Source organism: Paraburkholderia sediminicola (assembly GCF_046030555.1).
GTDB classification, from domain to species: domain Bacteria; phylum Pseudomonadota; class Gammaproteobacteria; order Burkholderiales; family Burkholderiaceae; genus Paraburkholderia; species Paraburkholderia sediminicola_E.
The window spans coordinates 26,170-43,310 of record NZ_JAQQCH010000035.1 but is presented as its reverse complement, the minus strand read 5'-3'; the positions used below and the strand labels follow the sequence as shown (position 1 = coordinate 43,310).

At 61.0% G+C, this 17,141-nt stretch carries 18 protein-coding genes; 10 read left to right on the top strand and 8 right to left on the bottom strand.

What is annotated here, in order from left to right:
• Positions 1–101: 101 nt before the first annotated feature.
• The 3 genes from PQQ52_RS31795 to PQQ52_RS31785 all read right to left on the bottom strand — a co-directional run bounded on the left by PQQ52_RS31795 (position 102) and on the right by PQQ52_RS31785 (position 3,053).
• Complete coding sequence (locus PQQ52_RS31795) at positions 102–1,415, bottom strand: SUMF1/EgtB/PvdO family nonheme iron enzyme (protein ID WP_408220522.1); 1,314 nt, start codon at positions 1,413–1,415, stop codon at positions 102–104.
• A gap of 130 nt (positions 1,416–1,545) precedes the next feature.
• The gene (locus PQQ52_RS31790) at positions 1,546–2,202 is read right to left on the bottom strand and encodes a helix-turn-helix domain-containing protein (RefSeq protein ID WP_408220544.1); all 657 of its coding nucleotides are present in this window, start codon (positions 2,200–2,202) and stop codon (positions 1,546–1,548) included.
• A gap of 383 nt (positions 2,203–2,585) precedes the next feature.
• On the bottom strand, positions 2,586–3,053 hold the full coding sequence (locus tag PQQ52_RS31785) for a universal stress protein (RefSeq protein ID WP_408220520.1): 468 nt from the start codon (positions 3,051–3,053) through the stop codon (positions 2,586–2,588).
• A gap of 290 nt (positions 3,054–3,343) precedes the next feature.
• On the opposite strand from PQQ52_RS31785, the gene PQQ52_RS31780 reads away from it, so the two are divergent.
• Positions 3,344–4,033 carry a FadR/GntR family transcriptional regulator gene (locus PQQ52_RS31780; RefSeq protein WP_408220518.1) on the top strand — a complete coding sequence of 230 codons (690 nt, stop codon included), beginning with the start codon at positions 3,344–3,346 and terminating at the stop codon, positions 4,031–4,033.
• 320 nt (positions 4,034–4,353) lie between these two features.
• On the opposite strand, the gene PQQ52_RS31775 is transcribed toward PQQ52_RS31780, so the two are convergent.
• Positions 4,354–4,947, bottom strand: a complete 594-nt coding sequence (locus PQQ52_RS31775; protein WP_408220517.1) for an acyl-homoserine-lactone synthase — start codon at positions 4,945–4,947, stop codon at positions 4,354–4,356.
• A gap of 154 nt (positions 4,948–5,101) precedes the next feature.
• Between PQQ52_RS31775 and PQQ52_RS31770 the strand changes: the two genes are divergently transcribed.
• Positions 5,102–5,419, top strand: a complete 318-nt coding sequence (locus tag PQQ52_RS31770) for a helix-turn-helix domain-containing protein (RefSeq protein WP_408220515.1) — start codon at positions 5,102–5,104, stop codon at positions 5,417–5,419.
• On the opposite strand, the gene PQQ52_RS31765 is transcribed toward PQQ52_RS31770, so the two are convergent.
• The gene (locus tag PQQ52_RS31765; protein ID WP_408220543.1) at positions 5,403–6,107 is read right to left on the bottom strand and encodes a helix-turn-helix transcriptional regulator; all 705 of its coding nucleotides are present in this window, start codon (positions 6,105–6,107) and stop codon (positions 5,403–5,405) included. The two genes, PQQ52_RS31770 and PQQ52_RS31765, sit on opposite strands and share 17 nt — an antisense overlap.
• A gap of 714 nt (positions 6,108–6,821) precedes the next feature.
• On the opposite strand from PQQ52_RS31765, the gene PQQ52_RS31760 reads away from it, so the two are divergent.
• From PQQ52_RS31760 to PQQ52_RS31740, 5 genes are all read left to right on the top strand, one after another.
• Positions 6,822–7,760 carry an SMP-30/gluconolactonase/LRE family protein gene (locus tag PQQ52_RS31760; RefSeq protein ID WP_408220513.1) on the top strand — a complete coding sequence of 313 codons (939 nt, stop codon included), beginning with the start codon at positions 6,822–6,824 and terminating at the stop codon, positions 7,758–7,760.
• Between the two features lie 274 nt (positions 7,761–8,034).
• Positions 8,035–9,204 carry an extracellular solute-binding protein gene (locus tag PQQ52_RS31755; RefSeq protein WP_408220511.1) on the top strand — a complete coding sequence of 390 codons (1,170 nt, stop codon included), beginning with the start codon at positions 8,035–8,037 and terminating at the stop codon, positions 9,202–9,204.
• Between the two features lie 146 nt (positions 9,205–9,350).
• Positions 9,351–10,430 (top strand): ABC transporter ATP-binding protein, encoded by a 1,080-nt coding sequence (locus PQQ52_RS31750; RefSeq protein WP_408220509.1) that lies wholly within the window; start codon positions 9,351–9,353, stop codon positions 10,428–10,430.
• The gene (locus tag PQQ52_RS31745) at positions 10,427–11,314 is read left to right on the top strand and encodes an ABC transporter permease (RefSeq protein WP_408220507.1); all 888 of its coding nucleotides are present in this window, start codon (positions 10,427–10,429) and stop codon (positions 11,312–11,314) included. Before PQQ52_RS31750 ends, PQQ52_RS31745 begins: the two co-directional genes overlap by 4 nt.
• Positions 11,314–12,237, top strand: a complete 924-nt coding sequence (locus tag PQQ52_RS31740) for an ABC transporter permease (protein ID WP_408220505.1) — start codon at positions 11,314–11,316, stop codon at positions 12,235–12,237. The genes PQQ52_RS31745 and PQQ52_RS31740 overlap by 1 nt, the downstream gene beginning before the upstream one ends.
• Before the next feature lie 142 nt (positions 12,238–12,379).
• Here PQQ52_RS31740 and PQQ52_RS31735 read toward each other — a convergent pair whose 3' ends face one another.
• Both PQQ52_RS31735 and PQQ52_RS31730 read right to left on the bottom strand, forming a co-directional pair.
• Positions 12,380–12,985 carry a short chain dehydrogenase gene (locus PQQ52_RS31735; protein ID WP_408220503.1) on the bottom strand — a complete coding sequence of 202 codons (606 nt, stop codon included), beginning with the start codon at positions 12,983–12,985 and terminating at the stop codon, positions 12,380–12,382.
• Between the two features lie 205 nt (positions 12,986–13,190).
• A complete protein-coding gene (locus tag PQQ52_RS31730) occupies positions 13,191–13,643 on the bottom strand; it encodes a DUF3005 domain-containing protein (RefSeq protein ID WP_408220541.1) in 453 nt (150 codons plus the stop codon).
• 346 nt (positions 13,644–13,989) lie between these two features.
• Between PQQ52_RS31730 and PQQ52_RS31725 the strand changes: the two genes are divergently transcribed.
• The 3 genes from PQQ52_RS31725 (at position 13,990) to PQQ52_RS31715 (ending at position 16,164) form a co-directional block, all read left to right on the top strand.
• Positions 13,990–14,223 carry a hypothetical protein gene (locus tag PQQ52_RS31725; protein WP_154559118.1) on the top strand — a complete coding sequence of 78 codons (234 nt, stop codon included), beginning with the start codon at positions 13,990–13,992 and terminating at the stop codon, positions 14,221–14,223.
• Positions 14,224–14,340: 117 nt separating this feature from the next.
• On the top strand, positions 14,341–15,267 hold the full coding sequence (gene epsC / locus PQQ52_RS31720; protein ID WP_408220501.1) for a serine O-acetyltransferase EpsC: 927 nt from the start codon (positions 14,341–14,343) through the stop codon (positions 15,265–15,267).
• A 72-nt stretch (positions 15,268–15,339) separates the two neighbouring features.
• Complete coding sequence (locus PQQ52_RS31715; RefSeq protein ID WP_408220499.1) at positions 15,340–16,164, top strand: AraC family transcriptional regulator; 825 nt, start codon at positions 15,340–15,342, stop codon at positions 16,162–16,164.
• Between the two features lie 401 nt (positions 16,165–16,565).
• Here PQQ52_RS31715 and PQQ52_RS31710 read toward each other — a convergent pair whose 3' ends face one another.
• Positions 16,566–17,081, bottom strand: a complete 516-nt coding sequence (locus PQQ52_RS31710) for a metal-dependent hydrolase (protein WP_408220497.1) — start codon at positions 17,079–17,081, stop codon at positions 16,566–16,568.
• Positions 17,082–17,141 lie beyond the last annotated feature (60 nt).

Below are 17,141 nucleotides of genomic sequence, written 5' to 3'. Positions count from 1 at the left end.
GATGGGGGAAATAAAGCATTTGTTGGCAGAGGAAAGCATATGTTGAAATTATTTTCGATAAACCTTAAGGCGACTTTCCGCGTCAACTTATGCTTTATTAGTCACTCCCGCACACACCGGAACCCCGCATACACATACTGATAATGCGGCTGAAACCAGTTCCGGAAAGCCGGCCGCAGCATGCATTGCGCAGTGCGCGCCGAGCCACCTTTGATCACATAGTGCTGCCCGTCGAAAAAGTTGGCGGAGTAGCCCGGATAAAACGCAAACGCTTCAAACCCCGGCAGCGCGTCGAACACCGTGGCGGTCCACTCCCAGCCATTGCCGAATTGACCTTCCACGCCGAACGCGCTGACGTTGTCCGGATGCGCGTCGACCGGCTGTGGATCCCAGCTGCGAAAATCGAAGTTGCCCGACATCGCATTGGGCGCGCCGTGCGCCGCGCGTTGCCATTGTGCTTCGCTGGGTAGCGTCTTGCCGGCCCAGCGTGCGTAGGCGCTGGCTTCGGCGTGACTCACGTACGCAGGCCAGTCGAGCGGCAGGGGCACGTCGTCGAACATGGTGCGCAGCATCCATGCGCTGCCCTGATCGCTTCCGGTTTGCTGCGACCAGCCGGCGGGGTGCGCGATATGTTCGGCTTCCTTCCACGCCCAATCCTTGTCTGTCCACCACTTCGGTTCGCGATAGCCGCCTGCCTCGATGAACGCGCGAAATTCGCCGTTCGTCACCATGTGGCGGTCGATCTCGAACGCCGGCACGTCGAGGCGCATTTCGCCGAACTCATTGTCCCAGCCAAAACGGCCGCTTTCGCGCGACATGCCGAGCACTGTTGAACCAGCCGGCACGCTAACCATGGCGGGCAACGACGGAACACGTTCAGGGCGGGTGAGCACCGGCTCTCGCAACTCGGTGACCTTCTGCGCAAGCGGCAATTGATGCAGCATGTACGCGAGCGTTTCCGCATGCATCAGCCGATGCTCGATCGCGACGTTCAGCAACTGCTCGGACGCGTCAGCCTGGGCACCCTCGCGGCCGACGCGCGCCGCGTCGCTCAGCGCGTCGAGTTCGCGGTCGATCTGCTCGCGGGCGTGCCGCGCGTAGTCGCGCACGGCGTCGAGCGACGGCCAGTCACCGGGTTGATCGGTCGGAAAACCGCCGTCGACAGGATCGATACCGAAGGCGAAAAGCTGGTCGAGGTGTGGATCGAACGCCGGCAGATCGCACAGGCGTTGATCGAAAAGATTACGATCGAAAGCTTCCAGATGGCCGACGTAAAACACGATCCGGTGGCGCTCACGGATCGGCCGTTCATACAGAAACTCGGGTTTGACGATGGAAAACAGGGCGTCGGTCACTTGACGCGCGTCGATCAGACGCTGAACGAGCGGGTGATGCGGGGCGGGGTCGCGATTCATTTCGCCGGGTCTCCTTGCGGGGGACGGACTAAAGACTGTACCCGCTCGCAGGAGCCATGCCAAGGCGAATGCGTGCTAAAAAACGGAGGATGGGGACGTGGCTGCGCGGGCCAGGTCCGTCGTGTGTGGCTTATACCTTCTGCAAGCCTTCCAGATCGACGATCCGGATATGTTTGCCCTGTGTGTCGATCAGGCCGCGCTTTTGAAATCTTGACAGGGTGCGGCTCACGGTTTCGAGCGTCATGCCGAGATAACTGCCCATGTCCTCGCGTGTCATGCGCAAGTTGAATTCCGCCGATGAATAGCCGCGTTGCGCGTTGCGCTCCGACACGTCAAGCAGGAATGCCGCCACGCGTTCGTCCGCTGAAAGTGAGCCGAGTACCATCATCTGCCCAGCTTCGCGGACGATCTGCTCGCCCAGCAGTTTGTGCAGGCGGTCCTGCATCGAACTGATTTCGCGGCACAGGGACTTGAGGGCCGGGTAGGGGACGATACAAACGGTGCTGTCTTCAAGGGCGACGGCGCTGCATGCATGCACGTCTTCGCTGATGCCGTCGAGGCCGAGTGCTTCGCCGGCGAGGCGCAGTCCGGTGACCTGCTCGCGTCCGTCACGGTGCGCCATGACGGTTTTCAGGGAGCCGGAACGCACGGCGTAAATATTGTCGAAGCGGTCGCCGCTGCGATACAGCGCTTCGCCGCGCTGCACCGAGCGCGCGCTGCAAATGAGCGCTTCGAGTTTGGTGAGTTCGTCAGGCGACAGGCCTTGTGGCATGCAGAGCGCCCGCATCGAACAGCTCGAACAGCGCGCCGCGGTGCGCGCGGTTGCCCTCACCGGCGCGGCACGACGGCTGCCACGCGCCGGTGGCGAATTCAGCGTGGAATCGGCGGCGCCGGCGGAGCGAGTCACAGCGGTAGGAGTAAGCATGTTCTGCAGCCATTGGTCAGGGTAACAACTGATTGTCCCACCGCCCATGCCCCCTGTTTAGCGACAAAATGACGCGTTCGCGCAGTCAGGCATCTTGAGCGATGTCATCCAGCCGCCGCTGCTTGTGGTTATGGACTGCTATGCATCGTGCCGAACGTGTGCTGCCCGATTTTTGGAGATGGCGCTCTGCGCGTGCCACCTCAATGCGGTAGGCACACGCAGTTGCAATAGGCGTTACCCGGCGCTTAAGCCTCTTCGCTTGCCTTGTCCGCCGCGGACGGGATCAGCAGGACGGGCAAGCTCGCCTGACGCACACAGCGCTCTGCGACGCTGCCGAGAATCAGGCGCTGAAAACCGCGCCGGCCGTGTGTGCCCATCACCAGCAAATCGGCGTTGAAGTCGGCGGCGGCTTTTAGCACTACCGCCGAAACGTCGTCGAGCGAGGAGGCTTCGCCCACGGCGAGTTCCCCTTTGACGCCTTGCGCCGCCATGGCCAGGGCGAACTCCGCGCCGAGCTCCTTGCCCTCTTCGATCAGGCGGGTACGCAGAATGGATGGGTCATAGCCGGGCGCTTCGAAATACATTGGCGTGTTTTCGACGACGTAGAGCGGCTGCATGACAGCGCCGGTGGATTTCGCAAGCGCGAGCGCTGCTTCGAATGCGCGGCGCGAGGTGTTGCTGCCATCGACCGCTACAAGGATGCGTGTGTACATATCGACTCTGCGTCTGAAGGATTCGGATACCGCGGCCGTTGCGCCCGGCCGGGCTCATTGACGATTGATTACCGGTGCGAGCTTAAATGATCGCTGAAAAAGCTGCATCCGGTCAGGATGTAAATCAAACACTTGTCAAATTTTGTGATGGCGGTGCTTTACACGAGAGGCGCCGTACAGCAAGTGTTTGCGGTATTCCTGTTAAGCCAAAGTGCATATATCAAACCAAGATAGGGTCAGGTTTGCCTTACAATAAAAACCTACCCAGACAAGCTGCTTCAGCACCGCTGATGAACGAGCGCAAAACAACAGGCCTGCCCGAGAAGATCTACGGCGACATCCTCAATCGCATTCTTGAAGGCGAGTACAAGGAAGGCGAGCGGCTGCCTACCGAGCATGCGCTCGCCGAACGTTTTGCGACGTCGCGGCCGACGGTGCGTGAGGCCCTGGCGCGCTTGCGGGCGGACGGCATCATCATGACGCGGCACGGCTCGGGCACTACGGTCGCGCGACGGCCGGACCCGGATGTGCGCCGGTTCGCACCGCTCGAGACGTTGTCCGACATCCGTCGCTGTTATGAATTTCGCATCGTCACTGAAGCAGGCGCGGCGGAGCAGGCGGCGCTCAAGGCCGACGCCGACGACATCACCGCGATCCAGCACGCGTGGGATCAGTTGGAACGCATCATCGAAACCCACGGCATTGGCGCACAGGACGATTTCATGTTTCACCTGGCGGTGGCGCGCGCCTCGAAGAACCCGTTTTTCATCACGGTCATGTCGTTCATCGAAGAACAGATTCTGTTCAGCATGAACCTGTCGCGCAATCTGTCGCTCGTGAAGACGGTGGAGCGGCAACGGCTCGTGCAGGCCGAACATCTGGCTGTGCTCGAGGCGATTCGCCGTAAGGACGGCCCCGCTGCAGGGAGGGCGATGCGCGCGCATCTCGAGAATGCGCTCGAGCGGATGTTCGGTTCCTGATCTTCCTCGCGGGTCCTCCGTCGGGCCGCAACTATCAGGTAAGCGCTGCCAGTCCGCGGCAACCCGGCAACCGCAACCCGTCCGCAGCAGCCGGTTCGTCGCGACCAGGCAATCGCTCGGGCGCTGGGGCGACCGAGCGACCGGGCACCCTGCGATCAGGCACCCTGCGACCGGGCACCCTGCGATCAGGCACCCTGCGATCAGGCAACCGGCGATCAGGCAACCTGCGATCAGGCAACCGGCGACCGGCGACCGGGCAACCGGGCAAACGCAACTACGGCCCGGCCCCAATCTCGCTTCCAAGCGTCAGGCGTCAGGCGTCAGGCGGCGGCGGCCATCGGCCCGAACAGGGCGGTGCGGGTCTTCGGACTGACTGCGATATCCAGCGCCACTGCACGTTCCACGCCGATCTGCAGAGGCGACCCGAGCCGGCTAATGTCGATCCCGGTCTTGCGCAGCAGCCGTTCGATCGGCGTGGTGGTCACCGTGACGTAACGCGTGATGCCCATCCGGTCGGCGAACGTCACGAGTTCGTGAATCGCCTGCATCGTCAGGTCGGCAAAGCCGAACGACTGCTCCTCGCCGCCGGTTTCGATCGCGAACCGGCTTAGCTCCCAGATATGCCGCCCGACCGGTGCGTCCGCGCCATGCAGCAATTGCGGGAAGGTGTCCTTCAGCATGTTCGGCCCCTCCGTCGGCATCAGGCGCCAACAGCCCCGGACGTGCCGGTCGTCGCCCTGAATCAGCATGTAGTGCGGCCCGAGGGCGTCATAGCCGTCGATCTCCATGCCCGCGATGGTCGGGATGTCCCATCCGAGCCGCCCGTGAAACACCCGCGCCCTCAGGCGGTACATCTCGTTGATGTCTGCGTTGTCAAATTCCTGCCGCATTCCAATCCGGATCGCTGTTTGCATGACGTTCTCCTGAACGTGTTGGGTTACCCAATACGCAAGAAAACTTATGCATTTTGAATCTTTCCGCCACCTACCTACCTGGATAGGTGTGCATGCTTATCGGATAACGCAGAATTCGAGACAAGCTTCAGCCCTCAACCGACGGGACACAAAAATGGAACTTCTCGAAAACCACTGGCAAGCGCAACCCTCGGTCCAAATCCGCCCGGCAGAGCCGTCATCGGCGGTGGATCGTGTTCTGATCATTGCCTATCGCAAGAAGAAGAAAGAAAGCCAGCGCCGCTTCTGGGCACGCTTTGGCGTGACGCAGTCGCGTGGCAGCCGGTTTGAATCGGGTGCCGAGATTCCGGCGCCGGTGTCGATCCTGCTGGGCCTCTATTTCACCAAAACCGTTTCCGATGCCGATCTGGGCCGGGCCGAGCGGGTGCTGTACAGCCGCGACGCCGCCGCCTTTCTCAACCCGGGTCAATAAGCCCCAACTGCGCGGCGATCACGGCCGCCGCGCGCCGCGAATTCACACCGAATTTCGTCCTGATGTTCTTCATGTGGAAGTTCACGACAGCTTCCGAGCAGCTCAGGATATGGGAGATTTCCCAGGTGGATTTGCCGCGCGCGGTCCATTTCAGGCACTCGCGTTCGCGCGGTGTGAGTTTGGGCAATAAAGTTTGAGTGTGCGTATTCAAATGGCGCTGGCTGGTATCGATTACCAGATCGCGCAATAAGACCAGATTCGGCAGTGCAACATTGACATGGCGCCAGAATGCTTCGGTCGGGTTGTTGTCGTTGACGAAGCACATCATGCCGGCTTCCTGGTTCGGCCCATGAATCGGCAGCGTCACACCGGCGCGCAGGCCGTGCGCACGGGCTTCCTCGTACATGGATTGCTGCGGTGCGGTTGTAAAAATGTCGGGCGACCAGATCAGCGGCGTAGCGCGCGTCGCGCAATGCGAAACAGTCGGGTCGATATGCACGAGCCCCTGCTCGTCGTAAGTGCGCCGCCATGCCGGCGCGTAGGTGCTCCGCACGTAGGCATCTTCAAGGCGAATAGTCGGGCGTGGCAGCATGGCGATCAAAAGCCTGTCGAAGCCCCACGTGTCGGCCAGGCCCGCGATCGCACCGAACCATTCCGCTTCATCTGCGGCGTTCAGCAGCGGCGCCATCTCCTCGATAAAATGTAGCGACAATTTAGCTCTCGTAGACTCGCAAACATCCCGTTGCGGTTAATTGCGGTACGGAGATCCGCCCGGCTTTTTTTATCTTCACAATCTATCACTAAAAATTATTTCGCAAGCCGAGGGTGATTTCTAAAGCAACGACCCAGCGCTGGTTCTGCAAAGAAGCGAACGAATTGCTCTTTATATCGGATTTCTTTGACCTGATTAACATTCACGGGTCGATAAAGTGGGTAATTTTCTCGTGGTAGCGGTTTTGATGCTTTTGTTTGGCACATTATTGTCAAACCACTCTGAATGAGCGGACGTGTCGAAATTCCGGGCGAAGTGACTTTAATGATCTGATTGGCCATTCCGTTTTAGCCCCTTCGCCATTCACGAACGCCCGCCAACCGCGCGCTATTGCCATACAAAAGGCCGCAGCATACTTTGCCGACTTCGCCTTCTTTGTATCGCTTTCGAGGCCAGGTTGCCTGGTGTCACTGGCGACTCAGTTGTTTGACAACGCTGCGAGCCCGATGCTAACGTGAATTCCCAGTCCCCGTGCGTCTGAGGCGTCATGAAAGCGTCACCGATTCCCGATAGCGAGTTTGTCGCGTCGATGAAGGCCGTGCCGCCGTTCGCACGCCACGCACCGGCATGCAGGACGCAACGCGTTTTGGCCTGCTTTTCCCCTCCACTTTCATCACTCAAAACATGCGCATGACCGACACCAGCCGACGTTATCCCGACCCCTCCATTCGCACGCTCGATCCGCGTTTCAAGTCGCTGATCCTCGCGTCCGCTTCCGTCGAGTGTCTGTATCAGGGCGCGCGCTGGTCGGAAGGGCCGGTCTGGTTCGGTGACGGCCGCTATCTGCTGTGGAGCGACATTCCTAACGACCGCATCCTGCGCTGGGACGAAACCAGCGGTGCGGTGAGCACGTTTCGCCAGTCGTCGAACAATGCGAACGGCCATACGCGCGACCGCCAGGGCCGCCTCGTTAGCTGCGAACATCTGACGCGGCGCGTCACGCGCACCGAGTATGACGGTTCGATTACCGTGCTCGCCGACCGTTATCGCGGCAAGCGCTTCAATTCGCCGAATGATGTGGTCGTGAAGTCGGATGGGTCGATCTGGTTCAGCGATCCGACCTTCGGTATCGACAGCTTTTATGAGGGCGAACGGCAGGAGCCGGAACTGCCCGCGTGCGTGTACCGCATCGACGGCCAATCCGGCGAGGTGACGATGGTCGCCGACGACGTGCTGGGCCCGAACGGCCTCGCGTTTTCACCGGACGAGTCGGTGCTGTACATCGTCGAATCGCGTGGCGTACCGCGCAAGATTCGTGCATTCGACGTCAACAGCGATGGCGTCGCGCTGTCGAATAACCGCGTGCTGATCGACGCCGGCCCGGGCACGCCGGACGGCTTTCGCGTCGATACGCACGGCAATCTCTGGTGCGGCTGGGGTATGGGCACCGACGAACTCGACGGCGTGCGCGTCTTCACACCGCAAGGCGAGCCGATCGGCCATATCGCATTGCCGGAGCGCTGCGCGAACGTGTGCTTCGGCGGCCGCCATCGCAACCGCTTGTTCATGGCGGCAAGCCACGGGTTGTATTCGCTGTATGTGAATGCGCAGGGTGTTCAGGGCGGCTGAGTGCGCACGGGCTGACCATGCAGCGTTCGCACAGGTTGCCTGACAACGCATTGCTGCATCCGCTTGCCGGATCCGGGTTTGCCCTCGGATAACGCGCGCAAATCATTGCACCACAAGGATTGTCAGCCGCATCGACCCATTTGCTGGGCAACGCGCCGTGGCGAGTATTTGCTTGACATCGGCAGTTCCGCTTCGCTATGTTGCATTGGTTGAGAGACACCGCCAGCAGCGCATCTGACCGGCGGACTTCCATACCAAGAAGCGAGGAGACGCAATGACTGTTTCAGGCAGGTTGGCGCGCAGGCTGGTGTCCGTATGTCTCGTGGCAAGCGCCGCATGTTCATCCGCGGCGCACGCGGCGGATCCCGTAACGCTCAATATCGTCGACGTGGCCGGCGATCTTCAACTCACACAGAAGGGTTTCGAGGCCTTCAAGGCGAAGTATCCCAATCTCGTCGCCAATCTCACGTTCACCAACGCACCCGCCCCGCAGTTGCCCGGCAAGATCAAGGCGATGCAAGCCGCGGGCCGCTCCGATATCGATCTCGTCCTGACCGGCACCGACGCGCTGGCCGCGGGCATCGAACAGAATCTCTGGATGAAGCTGTTGCCGGACAATGCGGCGGCGTTCCCCGGTGTGCTCGACAAATACGCACCTGGTCCGCGCAAGATGCAGGACCTCGCACAAGGCTTCGGTCTTGAAGTCGCTTATATGCCGGCGGGTCCGCTGCTCGAATACAACCCCGCCAAAGTCAGCAATCCGCCGAAAACGCCCGAGCAACTTCTCCAATGGTGCAAGGCGCATCCAGACAAGCTGATCTACGCGCGGCCAGCGAACTCCGGTCCGGGCCGCACATTCCTGATGGGTTTGCCTTACGTGCTCGGCGATAAAGATCCGCAAGATCCGATTCACGGCTGGGACAAGACGTGGGCCTTCCTCAAGCAACTGAACGATTGCATTCCTTACTATCCTGGCGGCACGTCGGCGGTCATGAAAGAACTCGGCGAGGGCACGCGTGATATGACCGTGACTGTGACGGGCTGGGACATCAATCCGCGCGCGCTCGGCATCGTGCCGGCGGAATTCCGCGTGCAGGCGTTCGACAACATGACGTGGGTGAACGACGCGCACTACATGGTGATTCCGAGGGGCGTGCCGAAGGAAAAGCTCGACGTGCTCTACAAGCTGATGAACTTCATGCTCGAGCCGGCGCAACAGGCCATGACCTATGACGACGGTTATTTCTATCCCGGTCCCGCGATCAAGGGCGTAAGCATCGAGCAGGCGCCCGCTCACAGCCAGGACGTGCTGAAGAAGTATGGGCGCCCGGAGTACGCGAAGCTGCTGGCCGAGCGTCCGCATGTCTTGCCGCTGAGTGCGACCGCGATGGTTGCGGCTTTCAAGAAGTGGGACAGCGACGTGGGGGCGCAGAAGACCAAGTAATCGTCGAATGAGTCCCGGCACCCGCTCGTGCGGCCGGCCCGCCGGGATTCGTGTGTCATGCACGCAGAAAGCCACTACGAAGCATCACGCGCATCCGTTCGATAGGGCCTTCGAGGTCCGCGCGCCACGTGTATCAGGAAACCGCCATGAAGCATCACTTTGAACAGTTGCGGCTCGATTCGGTGAGCCGCAGTTTCACGAATGCGGAAGGCCAGGCGGTTGCGGCGCTGCAAGGTCTCGATCTGAATATCCAGCGTGGCGAGTTCATTGCGTTGCTGGGACCTTCGGGTTGCGGCAAATCGACGGCGCTCAATTGCATCGCTGGCTTGCAGCCATTGAGCGGTGGCGGCATCTGGCTCGACGACAAACGCATCGACGTGCTGCCGCCGGAAAAACGCGGTTTCGGCATGGTGTTCCAGAACTACGCGCTGTTTCCGCACATGAGTGTGCTCGACAACGTCGGCTTCGGCTTGAAGATGCGTGGTGTCGGTAAGAGCGAGGCGATGCGCCGGGCGCGTGAAGCGTTGCAGCTCGTGCAACTGGTTGGGCATGAACGCAAGCTGCCCGGACAGCTTTCCGGCGGTCAGCAGCAGCGCGTGGCGATAGCACGGGCGATCGTGATCGAACCGCCGCTGATTCTGATGGACGAACCGCTGTCGAATCTTGATACGAAATTGCGCATTGAAATGCGTGCCGAAATTCGCCGCATTCATAGCCAGCTCGAACGGGCGACGCTCTACGTGACGCACGATCAGGACGAAGCGCTTTCCATGGCCGATCGCATCGTCGTGATGAAAGAAGGTGTCGTGCAGCAGGTCGGCACGCCGAAAGAGGTCTACACGCGGCCGCAGAATTTGCACGTCGCGCGGTTCATGGGCTATCGAAACGTAGCCGAATTCACGCTCGAAGGCACGCAAGGCGACGGCGTCGCGGTGAGCGCGAACGGCGTGCGCCTGATCGGCACGCCGATGGCCGGTTTCAACAGCAAACGCGTGAGCGTCGCGCTGCGTCCAGAGGATATGGAGCGCGCGGCGCCTGGCACGGAAAACGCCTTCGACGCCCTGGTGACAACAGTCGAATACGGCGGCCACGATTCACTGCTGCGGGTGAAGACCGCGTTCGGCGACTTGTGGGCACGCATCGGTGGCGAATTCGAAGAGGGCGAGCGCATCAGCCTGCGCGTGCCGCCATCGCGCACGCTTGTCTACGACGCAGAGGCGGTATGAATACGCCCACGCTGTCGCCGCCACCCGCCGCTTTTGCGCCGCGCGACGCCAAAGCGTGGCTGGTCGCGCCGGCGTTGATCTTCATTGTGGCGTTGTTCATCTATCCGTTTGCGTATGGTTTAGTGCTGTCGTTTCAGCCGATGAATGGCGGCGGCCTGTGGGCCAACTATCTGATGTTCTTCACCGACAGGTCGATGTGGCCGACTATTCTCGTCACCCTCAAGCTCGCCGTGCCGGCGACGCTGATCAACGTGGGCGTGTCGGTTCCAGTGGCGTTCGCGCTGCGCCGCAATTCGCCCTACCAGAAACTCATCACGACGCTGCTCGTGATTCCCGTCACGCTTGGCACCGTGCTGATCGCTGACGGCATGCTCACGTATTTCGGCCCGAACGGCTGGTTTCCACAGGCATTGCAAGGCCTGCATCTCTACACCGATGAAGTGCGTCTGACGCATAACTTCTGGGGCGTGCTGATTTCGCTGATCGTGTCGGGTTTTCCGTTTGCGTTTCTGCTGACGCTGTCCTATGTGACCGGCATCGATCCGACGCTTGCAAGTGCTGCCGCCACGCTCGGCGCGAGCCCGTGGCAGCAGTTTCGCCGCATCTATTTGCCGCTGCTGGTGCCCGGTCTGACGATGGCCGCGTGTCTGTCGTTCGTGCAGGCGTTCTCGGTATTTCCATCCGCGGTGCTGCTCGGCGCGCCCGCAGGCCCGACGCGCGTGATGTCGATTGCAGCGGCCGAAGCCGCGTTCGAAAGCTACGATTATTCGCTCGCCTCGGCGATCGCGATGGTGATGGGCTTCGTGCAACTGCTGGTGGTTGCCGCCATGTTGGGCGCGCGCCGCTTCTTCTACAGCGGTCCGGTGACGGGAGGCAAAGGCTGATGGCTAGCGATCGCCACACGGCGCATCCTTCGTGGTCCGCATCGAACGAAAACAACGACGGCGCCCAGCAACCCAGCAAGCGCGTGAAGCAGCGCGCCAGTGTGCCGGGCCGCATCTGGCACGTGCTGGTGTGGGCCGCGATGGTGTTTTTTCTCGTCAATGTGGTGTTGCTGATTGCGACCGTCGCCGTGAATTCGACGGCGACGCGCTGGTTCGGCACCTTGTTGCCACAAGGCTTTACGCTGCATTGGTATGCGCAGGCGTGGAGCGATTTCCAGTTGGCCAGCGTGTTGTGGGTCACCATCGAAGTGGTCGGCGCGGTGGTGGTATTGTCGATCGTGCTCGGCGTGCCCGCGGCGTATGCGCTCGCCCGCGTGCAGTTTCGCGGCAAGCGCATGGCGATGCTGATTTTCCTGTTGCCCCTGATGGTGCCGCCCGTGACATACGGCATTCCGATGGCGACCGTGATGTACAAGGTCGGCCTTGCCGGTACGCTCGGCGGCGTGATTCTTGCGAATCTCGTGCCGGCGTTGCCGTTCGTGATCCTGGTGATGACGCCGTTTATCGAACAGATCGATCCCAATCTCGAAGCAGCGGCGCGCATCTTCGGCGCGAACACGTTTCGCTATTTCCGCTATGTGTTGCTGCCCTTGCTGGTGCCCGGCATGTTGGCGGCCGGGTTACTGGTGCTGGTGCGCACCATCGGCATGTTCGAACTGACATTTTTTACAGCAGGGCCCGCGACGCAAACGCTCGTGGTCGCCTTGTACTACGCCGTATTTTCGACCGGCGTGCGCGCGCCGCAATCGATCGACGCGATGGCGATGATCTACATGGCGATCACGCTGATCTGGGTGCTGATCGCACTGCAATTCGTGAGCCCGACGCAGATCGTGTCGCGCGTGAAGGAGCAGAAGCATTGAGGCAACTTGCGCGCCGGAGAGTCACCGAGTTTTCTGAGGACCGTCGAGAGAATCGTGAAGCTGCCTTAGAGTGGCCACACGCAAGGGAGGGGGACGCGATGCGGCTGGACCGCATCGCGCAACCTTATTGTCGCGACCTTTTTTAATACCCCACGCGATACACACGGCCTGTCTGCGCGCCTTCCACGCTGCGCAGATAGGCCTGCGCGGTACGTTCCGCGCTCACCGGCTCGAAGCCGCGGAAATAGGGCCCAAAAGCGTCGAGCGCTTCGGTCAATACCGTTGGGCTCACCACGTTGATGCGAATGCCGCGCGGCAATTCGATCGCGGCGCCGCGCACGAAACCTTCCAGGGCCAGATTGACCGTGGTTGCATTCGCGCCTTCGCGAATCGGTTCGTCGCCGACGACGCCGCTCGTCAGCGTGAACGAACCGCCGTCGTTCACGTATCGCTGGGCGCACAGCACCACGTTGATCTGACCCATCAGCTTGTCGCGCAGGCCGACCCAGAACTGCTCGACGCTCATCTCCGGCAGCGGGCCGAAATGCACCTTGCCGGTGGTGGTGACGATGCCGTCGACCTTGCCGATCTCGCCAAAGAGGCGTTCGATGCTGGCCGGGTCGGTGCTGTCGACACGATACTGACCGCGCGTGGCGCCCACCTCGATCACTTCATGGCGTGCTTTCAAGGCCTTGCTCACGTCTTGGCCGACCGTTCCGGTTGCGCCTATCACGACGATCTTTTTCATCTGTTGCTCCGTCTGGTATTGGATGCGGTCGATTGTGTCGGCGTTCGGCCAGCGGAAAAAGCCTGTTCGGCTTGCAGGTCCTGCAACCCTGAGTTTCTAATCGGTGGCGAAATGCGCGCCGTCATTCAAACGGCGCGCACTTTGAAATGGACTGATTATTCGGCGCGAGCGGCGTAATTCAAACGAATGCGCGCGCTGCGAATAGTTACTTCGTCCGTAGTAATTCGATCACGCGAGTAGGCCGCAGATGATTAAGGGCGTAGTGAATGCGGCCGCGTTCGCGCCGATTGCGGAGCGGGCGCGGGTCGTCGAACGGATCGTCCGCTGAATCGACGCCCTGTGGCGCGACCATGCCTTTGTCGATGACCGTATAGCCCGGCTCGAGCGCCAGCAGCAGATGATTACCGCCCACCCGGCTGTCGAAGCCGGCCATGCCGTCGTGCGCCTCCGGCACGCTGTTGCCGAGGCTCGCGTTGCTCGTCGTGATCTCGTCGGGCGAGATCGGGCTGTGACCGGCGATACGGGCGGCCTCGAGATTTTTGCCGTCGGTGTCGACCGTGCTGTCGTGGGTGCGGTCGTTGTGCAATTCCGTTGTGATCGGGCCGGTGGTGTCCGGCTGCTTGCCAGCGTCTGCTGGCTTGTTGATATCGCTGTTCATCATGCGTTCTCCGTTGAAGAGGACATGGTTGAAGTGCAGCAAAACCCGTTCCTTCTGACACAACGCGGGCACAACATCTTTATGCGCGCGAGTTGTACTGCGCTTGCGTGACAGTTGCCCTCGCGGTTATGCACAGTCACATATGCAGGCATTTCGCCTCGCGATTGCGTCCGGGATTTTTTTCGTTTTTTTTAATGGACGCCCATTTTCTACAGAGTATGATCTTACTCCGACGAGCGAAGCGCGGTTAAATTGACGACATGCGTCCGGCAGTTTTGACATGGCCGACAACGAACAAACGCGCACTACTCAAAACATCTTACGGGGCCGTCAGGGCGGGTGACACATGCACTTCGATGCTGCATTCACACATCGCGGCTACTTGCTGAATTGCGCGCCGGCGCGCGCGTGCGATGGCACTTGGCAACCTTATGTGGTTATCTCCCGCTCGAGCGACGGCGAACTGGTCGCCAACCGTTTTTTCCCCACCGACTTGCGTTTTCCTGACGAAGCCACGGCCATCGCGCACGCACGCGACTGGGCGGTGCGCTGGATCGATGCGAGCAGCGTGACCATCTGACGCGCATCCGCCATGCGCGGGCCGGCATACCGGGCAGCTGCGCGAGCCGCGGCAAAACGCGGTAATCTCTTGGCATAATCACTCTGAACCGTGCCTGTCGCATGGCGCTGTCCATTTATGCCTAACGTGCCTTCCCACAACTGGGGCCTCGAACAGATCGTTGCGGACTTGCGCGCGTCGCGTGAAGAATTGCACCGCACGCGACATCCGCTTGGCATTCGCGAGCTGCCATCGCGCGAAGCGGTAATTAACATTGTCACCGGCTTACGCGCGGCGCTGTTTCCCACGCACTACGGCGCCCCCGATCTCACCGACGAAACGGTCGACTACTACGTCGGCCACACGCTCGAAAGCACGTTGCGATTGCTCGCCGAACAGATTCGCCGCGCCTTGCGCTTTCTGCCCGAGTTCGGCGAAACGCCTGATGCGGATCTGAAGGAGCGCGCGTTCGGCATCGCGCGCGAATTCGGCACGCAGTTGCCCGCTATTCGCGCGTTGCTGGTCAGCGATATTCAGGCCGCTTTCACAGGCGATCCGGCGGCGCAGCACATCACGGAAATTCTGCTGTGTTATCCGGGCGTGTGGGCAATGACGCACCATCGTCTTGCGCACGCTTTGCATCGCCTCGGCGTGCCATTGCTCGCGCGCTTCATCAACGAGATCGCGCACTCGGCGACCGGCATTGACATTCACCCGGGCGCGACCATTGGCCCGAGCTTCTTTATCGACCACGGCACGGGCGTCGTGATCGGCGAGACCGCGGTCATCGGCGAGCGCGTGCGCGTCTATCAGGCTGTGACGCTCGGCGCGAAGAGCTTCGCTGCGGACCTTGACGGCACGTTGGTCAAGGGCAACGCGCGCCATCCGATCGTTGAAGACGACGTCGTGATTTATGCCGGTGCGACGATTCTCGGCCGCGTCACCATCGGCCGCGGCTCGGTGATCGGCGGCAATGTGTGGCTGACGCATAGCGTGCCGCCGGGCAGCAGCGTATCGCAGGGCAAGATCCGCGAGGGTGAGCGCACGGACGAGGGACGTGGTTGATGAGCGTGCTCTCGCGCGCGTTCGCGGCTGTTGCGCTGCACGCAACGCTCCTTAACTTCTGAGATGCGAACCATGTCGCGCGTCCGCGTCCACATGCCTCGTTGCGCGATTGTCGGCGTCGAAGCGACGGTGGCTGAAACCGCGCATTCGTTTCCGCGCCATTCGCACGACCGCTTCGGCGTCGGCGTGATCGTTGCAGGCGGGCATCGCTCTTCGAGTGGGCGCGGCGTGGTGGAAGCGCGGGCGAGAGACGCGATCATGGTGAACCCAGGGGAAGTACACGACGGCAGCCCGCTCGACGAGCGCGGACGTGCATGGCGCATGTTGTATTTCGAGCCGTCGATGCTGACCGATATCGCCATCGAGTTGAATGGTGTGACCGCACCTGAGATTGAACTGACGCAACCGGTGGTACATGATCCGTTGCTGAAGGTGCTATTCGAGCGCATGTTCGCGGTATCGGTGGAAGCGCAAACCGTGCCGGACGATCTGGTGCGAGAGGAGGCGCTGCTCGAGCTGCTTGGGTACCTGGTTCGAACTCACGCGACCACGCACGCCAGTTCGCGGATGGATCGGCCACTGGGTCCAATTGCGCGAGCGAGGGCCCGCATTGATGACGATCCGTCGTCACCGCTCACGCTAACCGATCTCGCAGTCGAAACCGGCATGAGCCGCTTCCAGTTGTTGCGGGGCTTCGCCCACGAGATGGGGTTACCGCCGCATGCGTACAGGATGCAGCGCCGGGTAGCACTTGCGAGGCAGTTTATCGCGCGTGGCGCGCCGCTGGCAGACGCGGCGATTGCAGCGGGCTTTGCCGACCAGAGCCATATGACCCGAGCGTTCGTACGATTGCTGGGGATCACCCCGGCCAACTACGCGTTTGCGACGCGCCGATAACCAGCGAAGAGGGTACGAAGCCCTTCGGCGCGCAGAGAGCGTGACGGCCTTCGAACAGAAGCCGACGGCATACACGAGTCCCGAGCAAAGCCACTGGTCTTCCCGATGCTCCGTTCCGGCGAGCACGCAGTGCGAGGCGGGAAGTATGACGGCCTTGTCACCAAGGTCAAATGCGCGAGGACACAGATTCCAGATGCACCACTACCGTAACTGCGCGAAGGACCCGCTTAAGAATTAGCGATGTAAAGCCGCTTTCTTTGCTTATCTTTCTTTGCGGCGACAAAGAAAGTAAGTGCCGCCCCGCACAGGGGCGACGCCAATAAACCAATAACAAAACAAGGAAGGGCCAACGCCATAAGAACACAGACAAACAGGCACCGCGCAGGCAAAAAAACAAACCCCTACCCCATCCTCAAAAACCGCAAAACCGAAACCCCATGCACCCCGTGCAACCAGACCTGCGCCCCCACAAACCAGGCAGCGACCCAGGAAGCCCCAACAACAATCAAATCACAGTGCCCACTATTCCAAAGGTTGAGAGAATGCCGCCCGGCAACCCATGGCACCCCCAAAGGATTCGGCCAATCGGCCAGCAAATGCATCAACCCACCACAAGCAAACCCAAACACCGGCGCAGCATAAACAGAATGCCCAAGCCAATGATAAGAACCCGCGAGCAAAGCGAGCCACCCCACGCCCCAATGTGTCAACGTGCGATGCGTAATCCACAATCTTCGCGCGCGTGACCACCACGCCACCTCCAGCCAATCCGGCGCCGTACTTCCCGCCACCCCGGCGATGAAACTCAACAGCACGCCGATATGAAACGAACCGCCGCCGCCGATGCGAGCGACCACTGCCGCCGCGATAACACCGGCCGCAAACCCAGTCGCATGATGTGCTTTATTGGATGCCATCGAAACTCACAACGCAGCGCGCCGCAAAAAAAGCCAAGGGGCGGCTATGTTCGCAGATGA

What these genes read in the sequence shown, in the direction of transcription:
- PQQ52_RS31795 (WP_408220522.1), bottom strand. Translation starts at nt 1,415, where the DNA reads ATGAATCGCGACCCCGCCCCGCATCACCCGCTCGTTCAGCGTCTGATC.
- PQQ52_RS31790 (WP_408220544.1), bottom strand. Translation starts at nt 2,202, where the DNA reads ATGCGGGCGCTCTGCATGCCACAAGGCCTGTCGCCTGACGAACTCACC.
- PQQ52_RS31785 (WP_408220520.1), bottom strand. Translation starts at nt 3,053, where the DNA reads ATGTACACACGCATCCTTGTAGCGGTCGATGGCAGCAACACCTCGCGC.
- PQQ52_RS31780 (WP_408220518.1), top strand. Translation starts at nt 3,344, where the DNA reads ATGAACGAGCGCAAAACAACAGGCCTGCCCGAGAAGATCTACGGCGAC.
- PQQ52_RS31775 (WP_408220517.1), bottom strand. Translation starts at nt 4,947, where the DNA reads ATGCAAACAGCGATCCGGATTGGAATGCGGCAGGAATTTGACAACGCA.
- PQQ52_RS31770 (WP_408220515.1), top strand. Translation starts at nt 5,102, where the DNA reads ATGGAACTTCTCGAAAACCACTGGCAAGCGCAACCCTCGGTCCAAATC.
- PQQ52_RS31765 (WP_408220543.1), bottom strand. Translation starts at nt 6,107, where the DNA reads ATGGCGCCGCTGCTGAACGCCGCAGATGAAGCGGAATGGTTCGGTGCG.
- PQQ52_RS31760 (WP_408220513.1), top strand. Translation starts at nt 6,822, where the DNA reads ATGACCGACACCAGCCGACGTTATCCCGACCCCTCCATTCGCACGCTC.
- PQQ52_RS31755 (WP_408220511.1), top strand. Translation starts at nt 8,035, where the DNA reads ATGACTGTTTCAGGCAGGTTGGCGCGCAGGCTGGTGTCCGTATGTCTC.
- PQQ52_RS31750 (WP_408220509.1), top strand. Translation starts at nt 9,351, where the DNA reads ATGAAGCATCACTTTGAACAGTTGCGGCTCGATTCGGTGAGCCGCAGT.
- PQQ52_RS31745 (WP_408220507.1), top strand. Translation starts at nt 10,427, where the DNA reads ATGAATACGCCCACGCTGTCGCCGCCACCCGCCGCTTTTGCGCCGCGC.
- PQQ52_RS31740 (WP_408220505.1), top strand. Translation starts at nt 11,314, where the DNA reads ATGGCTAGCGATCGCCACACGGCGCATCCTTCGTGGTCCGCATCGAAC.
- PQQ52_RS31735 (WP_408220503.1), bottom strand. Translation starts at nt 12,985, where the DNA reads ATGAAAAAGATCGTCGTGATAGGCGCAACCGGAACGGTCGGCCAAGAC.
- PQQ52_RS31730 (WP_408220541.1), bottom strand. Translation starts at nt 13,643, where the DNA reads ATGAACAGCGATATCAACAAGCCAGCAGACGCTGGCAAGCAGCCGGAC.
- PQQ52_RS31725 (WP_154559118.1), top strand. Translation starts at nt 13,990, where the DNA reads ATGCACTTCGATGCTGCATTCACACATCGCGGCTACTTGCTGAATTGC.
- epsC (WP_408220501.1), top strand. Translation starts at nt 14,341, where the DNA reads ATGCCTAACGTGCCTTCCCACAACTGGGGCCTCGAACAGATCGTTGCG.
- PQQ52_RS31715 (WP_408220499.1), top strand. Translation starts at nt 15,340, where the DNA reads ATGTCGCGCGTCCGCGTCCACATGCCTCGTTGCGCGATTGTCGGCGTC.
- PQQ52_RS31710 (WP_408220497.1), bottom strand. Translation starts at nt 17,081, where the DNA reads ATGGCATCCAATAAAGCACATCATGCGACTGGGTTTGCGGCCGGTGTT.